This window comes from Thiomonas sp. OC7, assembly GCF_900634595.1.
In the GTDB taxonomy this organism is placed as follows: domain Bacteria; phylum Pseudomonadota; class Gammaproteobacteria; order Burkholderiales; family Burkholderiaceae_C; genus Thiomonas; species Thiomonas arsenitoxydans.
The window spans coordinates 1535487-1555874 of the sequence record NZ_LR131953.1 but is presented as its reverse complement, the minus strand read 5'-3'; the positions used below and the strand labels follow the sequence as shown (position 1 = coordinate 1555874).

Below are 20388 nucleotides of genomic sequence, written 5' to 3'. Positions count from 1 at the left end.
TTTGGGCTTGCCGATCACAGATATCGGCAAGCCGGGCTGCACACTGTAGCTGCAGCCGTGAGGATTTGCAGCGCGCGCGGCGCGGCAGCAAAGGTAGGCTCAGACGTTGAACAGGAAATGCAGCACGTCGCCGTCCTTGACGATGTAGTCCTTGCCTTCGGCCCGCATCTTGCCCGCGTCTTTGGCGCCCTGCTCGCCGCTGTACCGGATGAAGTCGTCAAACGCGATGGTCTGGGCGCGGATGAAGCCCCGCTCGAAATCGGTGTGAATCACTGCAGCGGCCTGCGGCGCGGTCGCGCCGACATGCACGGTCCAAGCCCGCACTTCCTTCACCCCGGCGGTGAAATAAGTCTGCAACCCAAGAAGTTTGTAGGCAGAGCGAATGAGGCGGTTCAGTCCGGGTTCTTCCTGTCCGAGGTCGGCGAGAAACGCTTGTTTTTCTTCGGCATCAAGCCCGGCGAGTTCGCTCTCCAGCTTGGCGCAGATGGCCACGACTGGGGCGTTTTCCTGGGCCGCATACTCGCGCAGCCGGTCCAGGTGGGGGTTGTTGTCGAAGCCATCCTCCATCACGTTGCCGACGAACATGGCCGGCTTGGCGGTGATGAGGCATAGCGGAGCGATCAGGGCCAGCTCTTCGGCGCTGAGCCCCAGGGCGCGCACCGGGCGGGCTTCGTTGAGCGCGGGGATGATGCGCTCGAGCAGATCGGCAACGCGCTTGGCATCTTTGTCGCCGGAGCGCCCCTGTTTGTTCATACGGTGCAGACTTTTCTCGGCCGTGCCCAGATCGGCCAGGCAGAGTTCGGTCTGGATCACGGCGATGTCCGAGATCGGGTCCACCCGGCCGGCGACGTGAATCACATTCGGGTCTTCAAAGCAGCGCACTACATTGATGATGGCGTCGGTCTCGCGGATGTGCGCCAGAAACTGGTTGCCCAGCCCCTCCCCCTGGCTCGCGCCAGCCACGAGTCCGGCGATATCGACGAACTCGACCACCGCGGGCAGGACGCGCTGCGGCTTGACGATAGCGGCGAGCTGATCGAGCCGCGGATCGGGCAATTCGACAATGCCGGTGTTGGGCTCGATGGTGCAGAAGGGATAGTTTTCCGCCGGTATGGCGCTTTGGGTCAGCGCATTGAAGAGGGTGGACTTGCCCACGTTGGGCAAGCCCACGATGCCGCATTTCAGGCTCATGGTGTGGGGATGGATGAGCGCGCAGGATCGCGCGCGAAGCCAAGGATTGTAGGGGGCCGCCTAATGTTCGATGTGCACCCGCAGCCCCGCAACCCACTGATGACCGGATTCGCCACCGGGGTTCTGAATGTGCTGGATGTCGGGCTGCAGGTAGAGATGGCGGGCGAGTTGCAGCGAGTACACCGCCTCGACCACGGTTTCGCTGGGCCGCGCCTGCAAACGCGCCTGTGCGACGCCCAAGGTGAGTACGTCGGCAGGGCGGGCGGCGTTCAGCCCCTGAATCCGCACGCCCGCGCCGATATAGCCCTGTACCGGATTGGACGCCGCCGGGCTCCAGCCGCCTTGCAGGAAAGCGGCCCAATCGCGTCGGTCGGTGTCTTTCCAGCGCCATTCATTCACCGCATACAAGCCGTCGCTATCGGGGCCGTAGGCTAAAGTGCTTTGCTGCAGATGCCAGGCGCCCAGTTTCAGCGTGCCCTGCGTGTGTTCGGCCTCGCCCCAGGATCGATCAGCCTCGGCGATCCACAGCGCGCCGCGATGGAGTGCGCCCGTCATGCCCGGAGGGTCGCCCTGCCACACGCCCGCCTGCGCCGACCAGCCGTTGCCCAAGGCGAGCCCGCCCATCAGCCCCAGGCCGGGATTGGGGTAGGTGGCGATATTGGCATTGGAGGTCAGCGTCGGGGCGATGCCGAATGAGGCATTGTGCAAATGGCCGGCCACGCCTGTGGTGTCGAACGTATTGTTCACGTCCATGATGCCGCCCTGCACAAAGCCCGGGCCGAACTGCTGGCGGTAGCTGAGCTGATAGACACGAAGGAAATTGGGCGCCCAGAGGTTGCTCGGCAACTGCACCGTGTTGGTCACCGTTTGCAGATTGCCATGGCTGCGCAGGCCCATGAGCATGAGGTCGAACTGGCCGCCCTGCCACCAGCCAGCCTGCGCTGTGTCCAGAGTGAGTGCAGCTTGAAAGGCGGCCACCGAGATAGCCTGGCGCGCGCCCTTGCCGCCGATGACCCCCAGCGTTTCCGCGTCGAGGTGCAAAGACGTGCTCAAACCCTGGTTCCAGGTTTGGCTCGGGGGCGTGATAGGGGCGGTATAGGGCGCAAGCTGCAGACCACTGTCGGTGGTCTGCGCCCGAACGGGAGCGAGTGCAGCGGCGGCGACGACCCCGACAACTGGAAAAAAGCGCAAACAGTTCATCAGCGAGATTCACAAATAAGAACAACTCTTATTTGTGATTATGCTTGAGCCGTCTGGACACGATCCGCCACCAATCGGCCATCGAGCATTTCCAGCACCCGGTCGCAGCGTGCGGCGATGCGCGGGTCGTGCGTCACCAGCAGCACCGCGCAGCCGAAAGACTGGTTGAAGCGGCGGAACAGCGCGAACACCTCGTCGGCGGCGCGCGAGTCGAGGTTGCCGGTGGGCTCGTCGGCCAGCAGGATGGGCGGGCGGATCATCAGCGCCCGGGCGATGGCTACCCGCTGTTGCTGGCCGCCGGAGAGTTCGGTCGGGCGTTTGTGGGCGTGCATCGCCAGCCCGACGGCGTCGAGCAGTTCGAGGGCGCGCTCGCGCGTGGCGGCATCGGGCTTTGCACCGCCGAGCAACGCGGGCATCATCACGTTGTCGATCACGCTGAAGGCGTTGATGAGGTGGTGGAACTGGAACACGAAGCCCAGTGAGCGGCCGCGCAGGGCAGTGCGCTCGGTATCGTTCAAATCCACGGTGGGGCGGCCCTGCACATGAATTTCGCCGCGGGTGGGCGTGTCGAGCAGGCCGATGAGGTTGAGCAGCGTGCTCTTGCCCGAACCGGACGGGCCGATGAGCGCGGCAAACTCTCCGCCCTGCAGCTTGAGGTCGATGCCGTGCAACACCTCCACTTCGAGCGGCGTGCCCACGCCATAGGCCTTGCGCAGGCCGTCAAGGCGCAGCACAGGGGGCGGGGATGGGTTGGCGGCGGTGGTCATCGCAGGGGTCAGACGGTGCGAATGGCCTCGACCGGATCGAGGTGCGACGCCCGCCGCGCGGGCGCGAATGCGGCGACGATGCCCGCCAGCGTGGCGATCAGCATGGCCTGTGGCACCAGCCAGGGGCTGATGGTGACCGGAAACAATCGCGGCCCCGAGGTGTTGAACACATACACCAGACTCGCCCCGAGCAGCGCGCCGATGGTGGAGCCGATCAGCCCGAGCACCCCACCCTGGATGAGAAACACCGACATCATGCGCAGCCGGGTGGCGCCCATGGCGCGCAGGATGCCGATTTCGCGTGTGCGCTGCACCACGCTGACCGCCAGCACGCTGGCGATGCCCAGCGCCACCGACAGGGCGATGGACAGGCGGATGATGTTGGTGGACAGCGACTGTGAGCGCAGCGCGTTGAGCAACTGACTGTTGGTGGTCATCCAGCTCTCGGCCTTGACGTCGAAGGTGCGGGCGATGCGTGCGGCAATCGCCTGCGCGCTGAACAGATCGTGCACGCTCAGGTCGATTTCAGTGGTCGAGCCGGGCAAGCCCAACAGCGTTTGCGCCTGCTGCAGGCCGAGATAAACCTGGCGCTCGTCTACGTCCCGAACGCCGATGGTGAAAATGCCCGCCACGCGGAACGCCTGCGCCTGGCCCGAGGGACCGGTCAGGCGCAGCGTGTCGCCGATGCTCAGGCCGAGATCGGAGGCCAGACGCGAGCCGATGAGGATTTTTTCCGCGCCCACGGCAAACTGTCCGGCAACGATGTCGGTATTGATGGGAATGATGTGCACATAGCTCGATGGCTCGATGCCGAGGATGGCCACTGCGCGCACCGCATTGCCGCGCTGGGCAAATGCCGGGCCCGATACCACGGGGGTGGCCGCCTTCACGTCGGGCATGCCGCGGATGGCATGCAGCACCGCGGCGGCGTTGTCGATGCCGCGAAGGCGCTGCGGTCGCGGGTCGATGCGCGACAAATAGGTGGTGTCGGGCGCGGGCGGCGGGGTCAGCGGCACCAGATCGGGCGCCTTCACCACGATCTGCGGCTGGCTGCCCAGGGTGCGGTTGACGATATTGCCTTGCAACCCGGTAACCAGGGCGGTGATGAACACGATCACCGCCGAGCCCACGGCGATGCCGATGAGAATGAGCAGCGACTGCGCGCGGCCATCGCGCAAAAACTGCAGGGCGATATTCCAGGACAGGCGCATGGGCGAAGCGGCTCGCGGTCTCAGCGGCCCGGCATGGGCAGATCGTTGCCCGAAGCCGCCGAACTGGCAGCGGCGCTGGGCAGCGGCAGCGTCTGCAACTGCACGCGCTCTCCCGGCGCCACACTATTGCCCGCCAGGACCGACTCGCCAGAGGACAGGCCGGAGACCACCTGCGTCAGCGTCAGCCCTTGCAGCCCCAGCTTGACCTGCTGCGCCTGCGCCCTGCCGCCCCGCAGCACCAGCACCGTGGCCTGATCGCCGTTCACGCTGCGCAGCGCGTCGTTGGGCACGACCAGGGTATTGCGCCGCTGCGCGGTGACGATGTCGGCCGACACCGTCATGTCCTGCTTGAGCCAGGCAGGCGGGGAGGGCACGCGCAGGCGCACTTCCAGAGTGCCCGTGGTGCGGTCGACCTGCGGCGCGAGAAAACTCACCTGCGCGGCGAAGCTGCGGTCGGGGTAAGCATCCGCCACACACTGCGCCTGCTGCCCGATCTGCAGATTGCCAATGCTTTGTTCGTTGACCGGCAGCAGGATTTCCGTCGCCCCGTCCATCGCCAGAGTGAAAAGCGTCTGCCCTGGCGTGACCGTATCGCCCACTTCCACATTGCGCGCCAGCACCACGCCCGACACCCCGGCGCGCACCACATTGCGCGCGTTGACCGCGCTGGCGGCATTGAGCGCGGCTTCGAGCACGCGCTGTTGTGCGCCGCCGGGCGCTACGGCGTTGTAGGCCGCCTGGGCGCTGTCGCGCTGCTGGCGGGCGTTTCGCAGGGCGGTCTGCGCCTGTTCGAGTTGCTGCGCCGAGCCGCCTCCCGCGTCGAACACCCCCTGAGCGCGTTTCAGGTCGCGCTCAGCCTGCTCGACCTGCACTTTGGCCTGCGCTAGCGCGGCGGCGGCCTGCGGACGTGATTGTTCAACCAGCTGGCGCAGCGCCGCCCGCGCCTGGTCGAGCTGGGCCGAGGTCTGGTCGGCTCGCAGTTCCAGCAACACCTGCCCGGCCTTGACATGCGCGCCGCGATCGACCAGCCGTTTCACCACGGTGCCGGTGATTTCGCTCGCCACCTGCACCCTGGACGGGGTGATCACATAGCCGGTGGCCACCACGTTTTGCACCAGATTGCGGGTTTCGATTTTGTAGCCGGGCACGACGGGCGGACGGCTGCGCCACCACAGCACGGCGGCCGCAATGGCCAGTGCGAGCAGCACCCAAAGCAGGCGCTGCCAGGGAAATCGGGAGGTTTTGGACGGGGCGGGCATGAGTTGAACGGCGGAGATTTTCGACGCCCGGAGTGGCGTCCGGGCGAAAGTTGAACATCATAGAGAGGAGATAAGTGCTGCGCTGTGGGGTTTGCTCGCTGCCGCAGGCGCTGTTGCGCTGCGACAAAGTGCGGAACCATTTTGAGGTCAAAAAACGCCCACGCTTGCCAGCAAGTGCCCGTTCTGCTTCAATCAAAGTGTTTAGACGCAGAACGCTATCACCTCACCATGACCGCAAACCGCTTGTTTTTTGGTTTTTGGTATTTCTCGCACCGCACCGGCGGAGGGAGAGGCTGAAGCGCGACTGAATACCGCAGCCCACAAATCCTCGAAAACCGCCGGCAAAGCCCGGCGGTTTTTTTTTCGGCCGTCGGGTGGCGAAAATCCCATGTTCGATCTATCCGCAGTCCGTGAATCCGCCGCGCTTTCAGCGGCTTCCATGCCCACCATGCCCGCAGGAGAGCTTCCGATGCCGTCCAAATCCGCCGCAGAAACCTTGCACAAACCGCAGGAGGACAAGACCTCCCGCACCGACAACGCCCGCATCAAGCACATCGTGCCCCTGCCGCCGCCCGAGCATCTCATCCGATTCTTTCCCATCGCCGATACCCCGGTGGAAGCGCTGGTGGCCGATACCCGCCATGCGCTGCATCGCATCATCCACGGCGAGGACGACCGGCTGTTGCTCATCATCGGCCCGTGCTCGATCCACGACCCCAAGGCCGCGCTCGATTACGCCCAGCGGCTGGCCGTGTTGCGCAAGCAACATGCGGGCGAGCTGGAAATCGTCATGCGGGTGTATTTCGAGAAGCCGCGCACCACGGTGGGCTGGAAGGGGTTGATCAACGATCCGTATCTGGACGAGAGTTTCCGCATCGATGAAGGCCTGCGCATCGCCCGCGAGGTGCTGATCGACATCAATCGTCTGGGCGTGCCTGCGGGCAGCGAATTTCTCGACGTGATTTCGCCGCAGTACATCGCCGATCTCATCTCGTGGGGTGCCATCGGCGCGCGCACCACCGAAAGCCAGGTGCACCGCGAGCTGGCTTCGGGGCTGTCGGCGCCGATCGGCTTCAAGAACGGTACTGATGGCAGTCTGCGCATCGCCATCGACGCGATTCATGCTGCGCGTCGGCCGCACTCCTTTTTGTCAGTGCACAAGAACGGTCAGGTGGCCATCGTGCAGACCCGTGGCAATAAAGACACCCACGTCATTCTGCGCGGCGGCAAGACGCCGAACTACGACGCCACCAGCGTGCGCGAGGCCTGCGCCGCACTCGAAGAGGCCAAGCTCGACTGCCGCCTGATGATCGACTGTTCGCACGCCAACAGCGCCAAGCAGCACATGCGTCAGCTCGACGTAGCGCGCGACATCGCCGCGCAACTGGCTGCTGGAGAGCGCTGCATTTTCGGCGTCATGGCCGAGAGCCATCTGCACGGCGGGGCGCAAAAGTTCACCGCAGGCAAGGACGACCCGTCCAAGCTGCAGTACGGCCAAAGCATCACCGACGCCTGCCTGCCGTGGGACGATTCGGTCGAATTGATGCAGGTGCTGGCCGACGGCGTCAAAGCACGGCGCAAACACAAGTCAGCGAAGTAAGCTTTTACTTTGTCATGCAACCGTAGGAGACCCCATGCCCGCCATCCGTATCGACCTTTTCGAGGGCCGCAGCCCCGAGGTGAAAAAACAGCTGATTGAAGCCATCACGCAGGCCGTGGTGGACACGCTCAAGTGTTCGCCCGACGCGGTGGACATCATTCTCAACGAGGTGCCCAAGGCGCACTGGGCCACCGGCGGCAAGCTGTGGAGCGAGCCGCGCGAGTGAGCGAGTGAGCGAGTGAGCGAGTGAACCAGACAGGAGCGCCACATGGTGGGCTATAAGGGGTTCGAGTCGCTGATGGAGCAGGCCAACAAGCTGCTTCATGTGTTCATGGCCGTGGTGCTTCTCGTGGCCAGCCTGCTGCTGATCTGGCAGTTCGGGCAGGACGTGGTGCAGACCGTGCGCTCCGGGGCGGTGGCGCAGGGGTTTTTGCATGCGCTGGGCAATCTGTTCATCCTCTGGGTGCTGTCTTCGCTGATTTCCGCCGAAATCCGCTACATGCGCACCGGCAATTTTTCGGTGCTGGTGTTCATCGAGGCAGCGCTCATCACCCTGTTGCGTCAGCTCATCATCATTCCGGTCGAGAGCCAGGGGCAGTTGCGGAACTGGGCCTGGACTTACGGCCTGATTACCGCAGCGGTCGTGGCGGTGGGCATCACTTACTTTCTGGTGCGCCGGGTGATGCCGGTTGAGCAGGAAGCAGACTCCGGAAGTTGATTGCCTATCGAAAAGTACTGAATCTTTCGCTTTCTTATTCCATTCACTTCCTGCTATCTCATCAATAGACTCACGGCCTGAAATGCCCCGCATCGTTCGCCGGGCGCCCCAACGAGGAGAGGGAATAATGGCCAGAATGCGCGCGGTGGATGCCGCAGTTTTAGTGCTCGAAAAAGAAGGCGTGCATCAGGCCTTCGGTGTGCCGGGTGCGGCGATCAACCCGCTGTATTCCGCGCTGCGCAAAAACGGCCACATCGCGCATGTGCTGGCGCGCCATGTCGAGGCGGCGTCGCATATGGCTGAGGGCTACACCCGCACCGCGCCGGGCCATATCGGCGTATGCATCGGCACTTCCGGCCCGGCGGGTACCGACATGATCACCGGGTTGTATTCGGCCATTGCCGACTCCATTCCCATTCTGTGCATCACCGGCCAGGCCCCGCGCGCGCGGCTGTACAAGGAAGACTTTCAGGCGGTGGACATCGAGTCCATCGCCAAGCCGGTGTGCAAGTGGGCGGTCACCGTGCGCGAGCCCGCGCTGGTGCCGCAAGTGTTTCAGCAGGCGTTCCATGTGATGCGCTCGGGCCGTCCGGGGCCGGTGCTGATCGATCTGCCGCTGGACGTTCAGCTCGCCGAAATCGAATTCGATCCCGACACCTACGCGCCGCTGGCGGTGTACAAGCCCACGGCGACCAAGGCGCAGATTGAAAAGGCGCTGGACATGCTCGAAGCGTCCGAGCGCCCGCTGATCGTCGCGGGCGGCGGCGTGATCAATGCCGATGCCACCGATCTGCTGGTGCAGTTCGCCGAGTTGACCGGCGTGCCGGTGATTCCTACGCTGATGGGCTGGGGCGCGATTGGCGACAGCCACCCGCTCATGGCGGGCATGGTCGGTCTGCAAACCTCGCACCGTGGCGGCAACGCCAACTTGCTGGCTTCCGACCTGGTGCTGGGCATCGGCAACCGCTGGGCCAACCGCCACACCGGCTCGCCCGAGGTGTATGCCAAGGGCCGCAAGATTCTGCATGTGGACATCGAGCCCACGCAGATCGGCCGGGTGTTCATGCCCGATTACGGCATCACCTCCGATGCCAAGGCGGCGCTCGAACTGTTCATTGCCGTGGCGCGCGAGCGCAAGGCGGCGGGCAAGCTCAAAGACCGCAGCGCCTGGGCGAACGCCTGCCGCGAGCGCGTGCAGACCCTGTTGCGCAAGTGGGACTACGACCAGATTCCCATCAAGCCCCACCGCGTTTACAAGGAGATGGTCGAGTTTTTCGACGCCAACACGCGCTATGTCACCACCATCGGGCTGTCGCAAATCGCCGCGGCGCAGTTGCTCAAGGTGGAAAAGCCGCGCCACTGGATCAACGCCGGCCAGGCGGGCCCGCTGGGCTGGACCATGCCCGCTGCGCTGGGCGTGCGCGTGGCCGATCCGACCGCGGATGTGGTGGCCATTTCCGGCGACTACGACTTCCAGTTTCTCATCGAGGAGCTGGCAGTGGGCGCGCAGTTCAAGCTGCCCTACATCCACATCGTGGTCAACAACTCCTACCTCGGCCTCATTCGCCAGGGCCAGCGCCAGTTCGACATGGACTTTTGCGTGCAGCTCTCGTTCGACAACGTCAACTCGCCCGAAGTCAGCGGTTACGGTATCGACTTCGTCAAGGTGACCGAAGGGCTGGGCTGCAAGGCCATACGCGTGTTCGACCCCAACCAGATTCAGCCCGCGCTGGCGCAGGCGCGGCAGTTGATGAAGGAGTTTGCCGTGCCCGTGGTGGTCGAGATCATTCTGGAGCGCGTGACCAATATCTCCATGGGTGGTGAAATCGACGCCATCACCGAATTCGATCCTGTGATTGATCTCGTTCCTGCAGAGGCCTGAACCATGCCCCAATTTGCCGCCAACCTCACCATGCTCTTCACCGAAGAGCCTTTCATCGACCGTTTTGAAGCCGCCGCCAAAGCCGGTTTCAAGGCGGTGGAATTTCTCTTTCCCTACGCCCACACCGCGCAGCAGGTGCGCAACGCCGCGCTGGCAGCCGGGGTGCAGATCGTGCTGCACAACCTGCCCGCGGGCGACTGGGATGCGGGCGAGCGCGGCATCGCCTGCCTGCCCGACCGGGTGGATGAATTTCGCGAGGGCGTGGGCAAGGCCATCGAATACGCGACTGCGCTGGGCGTCACCCAAGTCAACTGTCTGGCGGGCAAGGCCCCGGCGGGCGCCGACCCTGCCGTGCTGCGCGCCACCTTCGTCGAGAACCTGCGTTACGCCGCGGCGCAACTTGGCGCCCACGGCATCCGTCTGCTGATCGAGCCGATCAACACCTTCGACATTCCCGGTTTTTACCTGCAAGGCACGGCGCAGGCGCTGGCCCTGATGGACGAGGTGGGCAGCGACAACCTGTTCCTGCAGTACGACATCTATCACATGCAGCGCATGGAAGGCGAGCTGGCCGCGACGATGCAAAAGCACCTACCGCGCATCGCTCACATCCAGCTGGCCGACAACCCCGGGCGCAACGAGCCGGGCACCGGCGAGATCAACTACGCCTTCCTGTTCCAGCACCTCGACCGTATCGGCTACACCGGCCACATCGGCTGCGAATACAAGCCCAAGACCACCACGACCGCTGGGCTGGGCTGGCTGGCCGCGCTATAAAACAGACACACGTTCACAACAAAACGGAGATCGACATGGCAACACTGGGATTCATCGGACTGGGCATCATGGGCACGCCCATGGCGGGCCATCTGCTGGCGGGCGGGCATACGCTGTACGTCCACACCCGCAGCAAAGTGCCGCAAGCCCTGCTCGACGCGGGCGCGAAGCCTTGCGCCAGCAATGCCGAAGTGGCGCAAAAGGCCGACATCATTTTCACCATGGTGCCCGACACGCCCGATGTGCAGAAGGTGCTGTTCGCCGACGATGGCGTGGCCCAGGGACTGACGCCGGGCAAGATCGTGGTGGACATGAGCTCCATCGGCCCGGTGGAAACCAAGGACTTTGCCCGCAGAATCAACGCGCTGGGCTGCGAGTATCTCGATGCGCCGGTTTCCGGCGGCGAAGTGGGCGCCAAGGCCGCGAGCCTGACCATCATGGTGGGCGGCAAGCAGGAGGTGTTCGACAAGGTCGAGCCCCTGTTCAAACTCATGGGCAAGAACATCACTCTGGTCGGCGGCAATGGCGACGGGCAGACCTGCAAGGTGGCCAACCAGATCATCGTCGCGCTCAACATCCAGGCCGTGGCCGAGGCGCTGCTGTTCGCCAGCAAGGCCGGGGCCGATCCGGCCAAGGTGCGTCAGGCGCTGATGGGCGGCTTTGCGGCGTCGCGCATTCTCGAAGTGCACGGCGAGCGCATGGTCAAGCGCACTTTCCAGCCGGGCTTTCGCATCAACCTGCACCAGAAAGATCTGAACCTGGCGCTGTCGGGTGCGAAGCAACTCGGCGTGGCGCTGCCCAACACGGCTGTGGCGCAGCAACTCATGTCGGCCTGCGCCGCCAATGGCATGGACGGGCTCGATCACTCCGCGCTGTGCCGCGCCGTCGAGCTGATGAGCCACCACACCATTGCGCCGGACGCCTGAGACGACTGCAGCGACTGCCCCATGACCCTGCCCAGCGCCTCCGCCCAGCCCGTCGCGTTTCTGCGTGCCCTGTTCGACGTGGCCGTGGCCCGCGCGCAGCCGCGCAGCATCATGGCGCCGTTTCTGCCGCCGCCGCCCAAGGGCCGCACCCTGGTGATCGGCGCGGGCAAGGCCAGCGGCGCCATGGTCGAGGCGCTGGATGCGCTGTGGCCGCAGGACGCGCCGATTTCCGGGCTCGTCGCGACGCGCTACGGGTATGTGCCGCCGGCGCTGCGCGGCAAGCCGGGCCGCATCGAACTGGTCGAAACGGCGCACCCCGTGCCCGACGCCGCAGGGGAAGCGGCCGCGCGGCGCATGCTGGCGCTCACCCGCGGTCTCACCGCCGATGATCTCGTCGTCTGCCTCATCTCCGGCGGCGGCTCGGCGCTGCTGCCTCTGCCCGCCGAGGGGCTGAGCCTGGCCGACAAACAGCGCATCAACCGCGAACTGCTGATGAGCGGTGCCACCATTGGCGAAATGAACTGCGTGCGCAAGCACCTCTCGGCCATCAAGGGCGGACGGCTCGCCGCCGCCTGCGCCCCCGCTCAGGTGCTCACGCTGCTGATTTCTGATGTGCCCGGCGACGATCCCGCCACCATCGCCAGCGGCCCCACCGTGCCCGATCCCACCACCTGCGCGCAGGCGCTGGAAATCATCGAGCGTTACGGCATCGACATTCCCGCGAGCATCCGCGCCGGGCTGCTGAGCGGCGCGCTGGAGACGCCCAAGCCGGGCGACCCCGTGTTCAGCGGCAACCGCGTCGAACTCATCGCCACCCCGCGGCAAATGCTGCAAGCCGTGGCAGAGGCTTGCGCGCAGGCGGGTCTGCCCGCGCACATCCTGGCCGACGACATGGAAGGCGAATCGCGCGACATCGCGCTGGCGCATGCGGCGCTGGCCCGCAGCGTGGCGCGTCACGGCACGCCTTTCGCCAAGCCCTGCGTCATCCTCTCCGGCGGTGAGACGACCGTGACCGTGGCCAAAGGCAGCACGCCCGGCAAGGGCGGGCGCGGCACCGAGTTTCTGCTCGCCCTGGCGCTGGCCCTCGACGGCGAGGCGGGCGTCTGGGCGCTGGCCGGAGACACCGACGGCATCGACGGCAGCGAAGACAACGCCGGCGCCTGGATCACGCCCGACACCCTCACCCGCGCCCGCGCCGCCGGGCTGAGCCCCCGCGCCGTGCTCGACGGCCACGACGCCTACACCCTGTTCGCCGCCACCGGCGACCTGCTGGTGCCAGGGCCGACTTACACCAACGTCAACGATTTCCGCGCCGTGCTGGTGCTTTGATTCCTTCGTAAAAGCCCCGCGGTAAAACCTGTTTACAGCGCATGCTGGCATACTGAGGCGACATGTTCTCCGGAGGTCGCCATGCCGCAGTCTGCCCCGTCCAACGATCCCTTGCGTCCACCGCCGCCACGCCGCGTGGGCTGGTTGGTGGCCGTGTTGTTGATCGTGGCGCTGGCCGTGCTGGGCTATGCCAACCGCGGGCGTCTGCAACAGTGGACGCAGGCCTGGATGGGCCATACGGCCGCTGTACCCACGGCAGCCTCCGCCCCCGCAAAGACAAGCAGCGCGGCCGCCGCGCCCAGCAGTGCGCCCCAGCCTGCGGCCTCGGTGGCCCCGGTGGCATCAGCGCCGCTGCAACTGCCCGCCAGCACGGCCTCGCTGCCCGCCTTGCACCACAGCGATGCGACGGTGCTGCAAGAGCTCGGCGCCTTGCTCGGCAAGCCTGGGCTGGCCTGGCTGGTGCCGCGCCATCTCATCCTGCACTTCGTCGCCACGGTGGACAACCTGACCCGGCAGACCGTGCCGCAGCAGGTCTGGCCGGTGCATCCCGTCCCCGGCGTGCTGCGCACCACGGGGCAGGGGGTCGATCTGGCCATCGCGCCGGACAATGCCCGCCGCTATGCGCCTTATGTGCAGATGCTCACCGCCATCTCACCGCAGCGCGCCGCGCAGCTTTATGTGCAGCTCTACCCGCTGTGCGAGCAGGCGTGGCGCGAGCTGGGGCATCCCAAAAGCGCTTTCAACGACCGCCTGCTGGCCGTGATCGCCAATCTGCTGCAGGCACCCGAGCCGCAGGGTGCGGTGCTGTTGCGCCAGCCCAAGGTGCTCTACACCTATGCCGACCCGGCGCTCGAAGCCGCCCCGGCGGGGCAGAAAATCCTCATGCGCATGGGGCTGGAAAACGAGCGCGCGGTCAAGGACTGGCTGCGTCAGTTCCGTCAGGATTTGCGGGCGCAGATGCAGCCTGCGGCAACAGCGCCTTCGCCTGCGCAATGAAGTTGCGCAGCGGCGGCTGCGGGTCATCGCGCCGCCACACCAAGAGCACCTCGGTGCTGGCCTGCACATCGGCCAGCGGCCGGTAGGCGACCCAGGGCAACTGGGCGCGCTGCATCGACGCAGCGACGATGCCCACGCCCAATCCGGCCGAGATCAGCCCGATGAGGGTGGGCATCTCGTGCACTTCTTGCGCGATGTGCGGGCTAAAACCCGCCTGGGCGCACAGCGCCAGCGTCTGTTGCCGCAGACCTGCGCCCAGGCTGGCGCTGTAAATTACAAAGGGTTGATCGCGCAGATCGTTCAGGCGCAGACTGGCCCGCGCTGCCAGGGGATGGTCGGCATGGAGAGCGGCCAACAAGGGCTCGCGCTGCACCACCAGGGTGGACAGGCGGGGGTCGTGCATCAATTGCGTGGTGCGGATGAAACCCAGATCGAGGCGGTGCGCGAGCAGGTCGTCGATCTGCGATTGCGAAGGCTGCTCGCGCAGATCGAGCGCGACCTGCGGCCAGGCGGCGCGAAAGTCGCGCAGCAGCCGGGGCATCACATCGGTGAAGGGCATCGAGCCGGCAAAGCCCACCGCCAGCCTGCCGGTCTCGCCGCGGCCGACCTGCCGGGTCTGCGCAACGGCGTGTTCCACCGCGTCGAGAATGCTGCGCGCCAGCGGCAGCAGGGCGTCGCCGGCGGCCGTGCGCTGCACTCCGCCGCGCCCACGGGTGAACAAGGGCACGCCGAGCTCGGCTTCCAGCGCCTGGATCTGCTGGCTCAGCGGCGGTTGCGAGACGTGCAGGCGCTGCGCGGCTCGGGTGAAGTGGCGCTCTTCGGCCACGGCGACGAAGTAGCGCAGATGGCGCAAGTCCATATCGAAAACAGATCAAAGTTTTAGAAAATGATATTTCACCTATCAAACAGGCGGATTTAAGCTGTGATGAGGCGGGGCGAGCTGGCCTCGCCGTCTCGCCCCCGAATCATCCCGCCCATGTCCACCACCGCTTTGTCCCCATCGCTTCAGGATGCCGCCGGCCCGCCCGAGTGGCTGCGCCGCGCCGCGGTGACGGCGGCGGGCATGTGCGCGTTTTTCACCATGTACCTCACGCAGGGGCTGCTGCCCAGCCTGCAGTCGGTGTTCCACGCCAGCGTGGCCGAGCTCAGCCTCACCATCACCTTCACCACTCTGGCGGTCGCGGTGGCGGCGCCGTTTTCAGGCATCGCGGCAGACCGCTTCGGCCGCAAGCGGGTGCTGCTGGTCTCGCTTGCGGGGCTGGGGTTGTCTACCCTGCTGGCGGCCACGGCCACCTCGCTGCACGGCCTGCTGGTGTGGCGGGCGATCGAAGGTTTGTGCATTCCCGGCGTGTTCACCGCGACGGTGGCCTATATCAGCGAGGAATGGCCGCCCTCCGAAATTCCGGCGGTGACCGCGCTCTACATCTCGGGCTCAGTGGCCGGGGGCTTCAGCGGACGCTTCATCGCGGGCATGGTCACCGCGCACGCGGGCTGGCAGGCGGCCTTCGTCGTCCTGGGTGTCATCAATCTGCTGTTCCTGCTGTTGATTGCGCGCGGCTTGCCCGCATCGCGCCGGTTTGCGGCAAGCCGCGGCGGGGTGCGCGCCGCGCTGTCCGGCTTCGCTTTGCATCTGCGCAACCCCAAACTGCTCGGCACCTACGCCATCGGCTTTGGCATTCTGTTCTCGCAGGTCTGCACATTCACTTATGTGAGTTTTCATCTGGCTGCGCCGCCCTATGGCTTTGACCTCAAGGATCTGAGCCTGCTGTTCACCGTGTATCTGGTGGGCATGGTGGCCACGCCGCTGGCGGGCAAGCTGGCGTGGAAATTTGGCAAGCGGCGGGTGTTCGTTGCGGCGGTGGCGCTGGGCAGCGGGGGCATGTTGCTGACCCTGCTCAGTCCGGTGTGGGCCATCGTGCTGGGGCTGACGCTGAGTTCCGGCGGCGTGTTCATCGCGCAGTCGATGGCCACGGCGCAGGTGCCCGCGCTCGCGGGCCAAGCGCGGTCAGCCGCCGTTGGGCTGTATGTGCTGTGCTACTACGTGGGCGGCAGCGTGGGCGCTTTCGGCCCGGCCTGGGTGTGGGCGCACGCGGGCTGGGCCGGGTGTGTGGCGCTGGTGCTGATTGCTCAACTGGCCATCGGTGTTGCGGCTTGGCGGATTTGGGCTACACCAGCCGCGCGATGACGTAGGCGAGGAAAGACAGCAGGATGCTGGAGCCGAAGGGAAATAGCCATTCCCGGCCGAACAGTTTGACGGTGAAGTCCAGCGGCATGCGGCCGATGCCGAAGCGGCGCAAATGCGGCAGCATCGCCGAAAACACGATGGACGCGAGAATGAAAACGATCAGCCAGCGCATGGTCGGCTCTACAGCGTATGGGTGCGGTCGCCGCGCGCAAAGCCGCGCATGGCGTGCGCGTCCACCCCGCGGCCTAGGGCGATGACTTTGAACAGTTCGCCCATTTCGCTCTCGTTCAACAGTTTGTTGACGGCGGCGGTCTGCCGCAGATAGTGCGAGCCGCCGGGCGCGGCGGTGGCCGCGCATAGCGCGGCGGCGCTGCTCGGAGCGACGGGCGGCGGCCCGGCGGCCAGTTCGGCGGCCACGAGATCGAGCAGGCCGCAGTTCATCAAAAAACTGGCCTGGCTGGTGTAGCCCAGCACATCGAGCCCGGCGTCTTGTGCGGCCAGGGCGATGGCGGTGAAGTCGATGTGCGAGGTGATGTCGGCCAGCCCCGGCCACAGCAGCACGTCGTCGAGCACGCGGTGGCGGTAGTGCGCCTGTAGCGTGCCCATGTGGCGCTGCGGGTGGTAGTACTCGCGTTGCGGAAAGCCGTAGTCGATGAACAGCGCCGCGCCGCGCGCAAGCCGGTCGGCCAGGGTACGCACGAAGGCCAGGGCCTGCGGGTGGATTTCGGTCACGGTGCCGATGGGTAGGGCGTGCGCTTCGGGGGTGGGGGGCAGCAGGGCGGTGGCGCGGTCGGCAAAGACCAGATCGTCGCCCTCTTGCGCCACGCCGCGTTCCATCCAGCCGCTTTCGTGTCTGTGCAGTAGTTTCACCGGCATGGCATCGAGCACTTCGTTGCCGATGACCACGGCCTCGAACGTCTCGGGCAAGGCCGTCCACCACTGCACGCGGTCGAACAGATGGGGCACGGCGCTGCGCAGCGTTTGCATCTGGCGGTGCTTGAGCGCGCCGGAGACTTCGACAATGGCGTAGTGCCGCGGCGCGCAGCCCAGATGATCGAGTTCGCCCAGTATCTGCGCGGCGAGTCGGCCCGAGCCCGCGCCGAATTCCACCACGGTGTGCAGATCGCCCTGCTGCAGCACTTGCGCCACCTGAGCGGCCAGGGTGCGGCCGAACAGCGGGGACAGTTCGGGCGCGGTGACAAAGTCGCTGTCGCTGCCGAAGTCGCCAAACTGCCCGGCCTGCCCGGTGTAGTACCCCAGGCCCGGGGCGTAGAGCGCCTGTTGCATATAGGCATCGAACGGCAACCATCCCCCGCCCGCATGCAGAGCAGCCCTGATTTGCGCCAGGAGTTGCGCGCTGCGCTCCAGCGCCATCGGGGCGGGCGCCGGTAGACTTGCCGACTGTTCGTTCATCAAGACATTCTAGAAAGCATGCCGCCCGACGCCACAACCCTTCCCGTTACCCGACCCAAGGTGCTGGTGACCGGCGGCGCGCACCGGCTGGGGCGGGAAATCGCCTTGCATCTTGCCGCACAAGGCTGGGATGTCGCGGTGCACTATCACCGCTCAAAACCGGCGGCCGACGCGGTTTGTGCCGAGGCGCGGGCGCTGGGGGCGCAAGCCGCTGCCGTCGGCGCCGACCTGTTCGACCCCGCCGCCGCGCGAGACCTGTTGCCGCAGGCTGTCGCAGCCTTGGGCCGGGTGGACGCGGTGGTGAACAATGCCGCGCTGTTCGAGTTCGACGACGCGCAGCACTTCAGCGTGGAAGCGGCGCAGCGTCACTACCAAGTCAACACCATCGCCCCGGTGCTGCTGGCGCAGGCGCTGCACGCGCAGTTGAGCGCGCGCGGCGCGCAGGGCTGTGTGGTCAATTTGCTCGATCAGAAGCTCGCCAATCCCGATCCGGACTATCTCTCCTACACCCTGTCGAAAGCGGCGCTGCAGGCCGCTACCGTGGCGCTGGCGCAAGCGCTGGCGCCCGTGCTGCGAGTGGTGGGCGTGGCGCCTGGCCTGATGCTGCCTTCCGGCCCGATGACCGACGATGAATTCACCCGCGTGCATAGCCGCACCCCGCTGCAGCGTGGCAGCACGCCGCAAGACGTGGCGCAGGCTGTGCATTTCGCGCTGCAGGCCCGCGCCATGACCGGCGCCACCCTGCTGGTCGATGGCGGCCAGCATCTCGCGGGCACCGGGCGCGATGTGCTGTTTGCCGCACGCGATCTGGCGCCCCGTTAATTCAAGGAATCTCACCATGTTCAGTGCCCTGTCGCACCCCGCCCTGCGCGCTTGCCGCCGCCTGTTTTTGCAGAACTACGAAGTCAACATCAATATCGGTGTGCACGAGTTCGAGAAGCGGGGCGAGCAGCGTGTGCTCATCAATGTCGATCTGTTCATTCCGCTGGCCATGTCCACCCCGCAGCAGGACAAGCTCGACGAAGTGGTCGATTACGACTTCATGCGCAGCGTGATCGCCGCGCGTATCGCGCGCGGCCACATCCATCTGCAGGAAACCCTGTGCGACGACGTGGCGCGCATCATGCTCGAACATCCGCGGGTGAAGGCCGTGCGGGTGTCGACCGAAAAGCCCGACGTCTATCCCGATTGCGAGAGCGTGGGCGTGGAGGTGTTCCATGTGAAGGATTTGCAGCCATGAGCGCGCCACACGGCCGTTCCGAAGGAGCGCTCAACTCCCCCGGGGAGTCGAGCGAAGCGAGGAGGGGGGTCTCGTCTGACACCTCAGCCGAGTCGCCGCAGGCCGCAGCCACTTATCGTGCCGCCCACAAGGCCTTGTTCGAGAACAACAAGCTCTCCAAGCGCCTGCACCGCCTGATCGGGCAGGCGGTGGTGGACTTCAACATGATCGAGCAGGGCGACAAGGTGATGGTCTGCCTGTCCGGCGGCAAAGACAGCTACGCCCTGCTCGACATTCTGCTGAGCCTGCGCGAACGCGCGCCGATCGACTTCGATCTAGTGGCCGTCAACCTCGACCAGAAGCAGCCCGGCTTCCCGCAAGAGGTGCTGCCCGACTATCTCAAGAGCCGCGGCGTGCCCTTTCACATCGAGGAGCAGGACACCTATTCCATCGTCAAGTCCATCATCCCCGAGGGCAAGACCACCTGCGGATTGTGCTCGCGGCTGCGACGCGGCATTCTCTACCGCGTGGCGGGCGAGCTGGGGGCGACCAAGATCGCCCTCGGCCACCACCGGGACGATATTCTCGAAACCTTTTTCCTCAATCTGTTCTTCGGCGGCAAGCTCAAGGGCATGCCGCCCAAGCTGGTGAGTGACGACGGCCGTCATGTGGTCATCCGCCCGCTGGCCTATGTGGAAGAGGCCGATCTGGAGCGCTGGGCCGAGTTGCGCGCCTTTCCGCTCATTCCCTGCACTTTGTGCGGCAGCCAGGAGAATGCGCAGCGCAAACAGGTCAAGGCCATGCTGCGGCAATGGGAGCGCGAGACGCCGGGCCGCACGCAGACCATGTTCAACGCGCTCACGCAGGTAGTGCCTTCGCATCTGGCCGACCGTAGCTTGTTCGACTTCGCGAGCTTGCGGGCCACGGGCGTGCCCGACCCGATGGGCGACATCGCCTTCGACGCGGAACCTTGCAGCGGCGCAGGCGAACTCCCGCGCGCACAATCCGTCCAATGGTTTTGAAGTAGAGGAGAACAGGCCATGCGCTCACCCAACAGCCTAACCCGCCTTTGGCATTCCGTCCGCATCGGCCTGTTGCTGGTGCCCGCGCTGCTGCTCGGCGGCTGCGCTAGCCTGACAGATTTGCGCGCCACCGTCGTCACCCCCCATCCCGCGCCGCAAGCGCTGGTGGGCGCCAAGGTGCAGGTGCAGGCCGCGCCCGGCAATGCCGACAGCGCCGACGCCTACACCCTGCAGACCGCCGTGCTCGACGCCATGACCCAGGCCGGCATGGTGCCCTTGCTGGGCACACCGGCGCCCTATACCGCGCGCTACGCCTACACCGTGCGTCTCGATCTCGAAGCCACCTACGGCCCCTCGGTCTGGCCCCCGCCCGTGTTGCTGCCCAACGGCGCGGTGTATTTTCCCGGAGGCTGGGGCGGCTGGGGAGGCGGGATGTTCGGCTGGATGCCGCCGCCCAACTATTACGAGCGCAGTCTCTCGCTCGAAATCCGCGACACCGCCACCGGCGCGCTGATCTGGCAGTCGCACGCCAGCACCGGCGGTTACGAACGCGGTCTGGCCTCGGTGGCCCTGCCGCTGGCGCAGGCCGTGCTGCGTGGATTTCCTTCGGAGTACGGCGAGCACAAGGTGCTGTTCCCGCGCTGAGGGCGGAACGGATCGCGCATTAAACAAAATGTCACATTTGCAACTTAT

At 65.8% G+C, this 20388-nt stretch carries 21 protein-coding genes; 13 read left to right on the top strand and 8 right to left on the bottom strand.

Annotated elements, in window-relative coordinates; genetic code table 11:
* Positions 1-99: 99 nt before the first annotated feature.
* The 5 genes from ychF to BIO17B3_RS07475 are packed head-to-tail and all read right to left on the bottom strand — an operon-like array spanning position 100 to position 5628.
* A complete protein-coding gene (gene ychF / locus BIO17B3_RS07495; protein WP_156053634.1) occupies positions 100-1191 on the bottom strand; it encodes a redox-regulated ATPase YchF in 1092 nt (363 codons plus the stop codon).
* A gap of 60 nt (positions 1192-1251) precedes the next feature.
* Positions 1252-2391 (bottom strand): carbohydrate porin, encoded by a 1140-nt coding sequence (locus BIO17B3_RS07490; protein WP_156053633.1) that lies wholly within the window; start codon positions 2389-2391, stop codon positions 1252-1254.
* A gap of 38 nt (positions 2392-2429) precedes the next feature.
* On the bottom strand, positions 2430-3158 hold the full coding sequence (locus BIO17B3_RS07485; protein WP_156053632.1) for an ABC transporter ATP-binding protein: 729 nt from the start codon (positions 3156-3158) through the stop codon (positions 2430-2432).
* Positions 3159-3166: 8 nt separating this feature from the next.
* Positions 3167-4369, bottom strand: coding sequence for an ABC transporter permease (locus BIO17B3_RS07480; RefSeq protein WP_156053631.1), 1203 nt, complete (start codon positions 4367-4369; stop codon positions 3167-3169).
* 20 nt (positions 4370-4389) lie between these two features.
* Positions 4390-5628 (bottom strand): efflux RND transporter periplasmic adaptor subunit, encoded by a 1239-nt coding sequence (locus tag BIO17B3_RS07475; RefSeq protein ID WP_013124311.1) that lies wholly within the window; start codon positions 5626-5628, stop codon positions 4390-4392.
* A 469-nt stretch (positions 5629-6097) separates the two neighbouring features.
* Between BIO17B3_RS07475 and BIO17B3_RS07470 the strand changes: the two genes are divergently transcribed.
* The 8 genes from BIO17B3_RS07470 (at position 6098) to BIO17B3_RS07435 (ending at position 13856) form a co-directional block, all read left to right on the top strand.
* The gene (locus BIO17B3_RS07470; protein WP_013124310.1) at positions 6098-7228 is read left to right on the top strand and encodes a 3-deoxy-7-phosphoheptulonate synthase; all 1131 of its coding nucleotides are present in this window, start codon (positions 6098-6100) and stop codon (positions 7226-7228) included.
* Positions 7229-7262: 34 nt separating this feature from the next.
* Positions 7263-7454 (top strand): 4-oxalocrotonate tautomerase, encoded by a 192-nt coding sequence (locus BIO17B3_RS07465; RefSeq protein WP_013107261.1) that lies wholly within the window; start codon positions 7263-7265, stop codon positions 7452-7454.
* A 42-nt stretch (positions 7455-7496) separates the two neighbouring features.
* Entirely contained in the window at positions 7497-7946 is a 450-nt protein-coding gene (locus tag BIO17B3_RS07460) for a phosphate-starvation-inducible PsiE family protein (protein ID WP_156053630.1), read from the top strand.
* A 127-nt stretch (positions 7947-8073) separates the two neighbouring features.
* The gene (gene gcl, locus BIO17B3_RS07455; RefSeq protein ID WP_156053629.1) at positions 8074-9828 is read left to right on the top strand and encodes a glyoxylate carboligase; all 1755 of its coding nucleotides are present in this window, start codon (positions 8074-8076) and stop codon (positions 9826-9828) included.
* Positions 9829-9831: 3 nt separating this feature from the next.
* A complete protein-coding gene (gene hyi, locus BIO17B3_RS07450; RefSeq protein ID WP_156053628.1) occupies positions 9832-10605 on the top strand; it encodes a hydroxypyruvate isomerase in 774 nt (257 codons plus the stop codon).
* A complete protein-coding gene (locus BIO17B3_RS07445) occupies positions 10602-11531 on the top strand; it encodes a 2-hydroxy-3-oxopropionate reductase (protein WP_370512644.1) in 930 nt (309 codons plus the stop codon). The genes hyi and BIO17B3_RS07445 overlap by 4 nt, the downstream gene beginning before the upstream one ends.
* Before the next feature lie 21 nt (positions 11532-11552).
* On the top strand, positions 11553-12860 hold the full coding sequence (locus tag BIO17B3_RS07440; RefSeq protein WP_156053627.1) for a glycerate kinase: 1308 nt from the start codon (positions 11553-11555) through the stop codon (positions 12858-12860).
* Between the two features lie 81 nt (positions 12861-12941).
* Positions 12942-13856, top strand: a complete 915-nt coding sequence (locus tag BIO17B3_RS07435; RefSeq protein ID WP_156053626.1) for a DUF3014 domain-containing protein — start codon at positions 12942-12944, stop codon at positions 13854-13856.
* On the opposite strand, the gene BIO17B3_RS07430 is transcribed toward BIO17B3_RS07435, so the two are convergent.
* Positions 13774-14715, bottom strand: coding sequence for a LysR substrate-binding domain-containing protein (locus tag BIO17B3_RS07430; protein ID WP_156053625.1), 942 nt, complete (start codon positions 14713-14715; stop codon positions 13774-13776). The two genes, BIO17B3_RS07435 and BIO17B3_RS07430, sit on opposite strands and share 83 nt — an antisense overlap.
* A 117-nt stretch (positions 14716-14832) precedes the next feature.
* Between BIO17B3_RS07430 and BIO17B3_RS07425 the strand changes: the two genes are divergently transcribed.
* Positions 14833-16041 carry an MFS transporter gene (locus BIO17B3_RS07425; protein WP_232054213.1) on the top strand — a complete coding sequence of 403 codons (1209 nt, stop codon included), beginning with the start codon at positions 14833-14835 and terminating at the stop codon, positions 16039-16041.
* On the opposite strand, the gene BIO17B3_RS07420 is transcribed toward BIO17B3_RS07425, so the two are convergent.
* Both BIO17B3_RS07420 and BIO17B3_RS07415 read right to left on the bottom strand, forming a co-directional pair.
* Complete coding sequence (locus BIO17B3_RS07420) at positions 16022-16213, bottom strand: DUF2905 domain-containing protein (protein WP_156053623.1); 192 nt, start codon at positions 16211-16213, stop codon at positions 16022-16024. The two genes, BIO17B3_RS07425 and BIO17B3_RS07420, sit on opposite strands and share 20 nt — an antisense overlap.
* A gap of 8 nt (positions 16214-16221) precedes the next feature.
* Positions 16222-17454, bottom strand: coding sequence for a class I SAM-dependent methyltransferase (locus BIO17B3_RS07415; protein ID WP_156053622.1), 1233 nt, complete (start codon positions 17452-17454; stop codon positions 16222-16224).
* A gap of 18 nt (positions 17455-17472) precedes the next feature.
* Here BIO17B3_RS07415 and BIO17B3_RS07410 point away from each other — a divergent pair, with 18 nt between their 5' ends.
* From BIO17B3_RS07410 to BIO17B3_RS07395, 4 genes are read left to right on the top strand one after another with little or no spacing between them, the layout of a single operon-like run.
* Entirely contained in the window at positions 17473-18276 is an 804-nt protein-coding gene (locus BIO17B3_RS07410) for an SDR family oxidoreductase (protein ID WP_156053621.1), read from the top strand.
* Between the two features lie 16 nt (positions 18277-18292).
* Positions 18293-18694 carry a dihydroneopterin aldolase gene (locus tag BIO17B3_RS07405; RefSeq protein ID WP_013107245.1) on the top strand — a complete coding sequence of 134 codons (402 nt, stop codon included), beginning with the start codon at positions 18293-18295 and terminating at the stop codon, positions 18692-18694.
* Positions 18691-19695 (top strand): tRNA 2-thiocytidine(32) synthetase TtcA, encoded by a 1005-nt coding sequence (gene ttcA, locus BIO17B3_RS07400; protein ID WP_156053620.1) that lies wholly within the window; start codon positions 18691-18693, stop codon positions 19693-19695. The genes BIO17B3_RS07405 and ttcA overlap by 4 nt, the downstream gene beginning before the upstream one ends.
* A gap of 18 nt (positions 19696-19713) precedes the next feature.
* Positions 19714-20340: a DUF4136 domain-containing protein gene (locus tag BIO17B3_RS07395; protein ID WP_156053619.1), complete on the top strand. Its 627-nt coding sequence runs from the start codon at positions 19714-19716 to the stop codon at positions 20338-20340.
* Positions 20341-20388 lie beyond the last annotated feature (48 nt).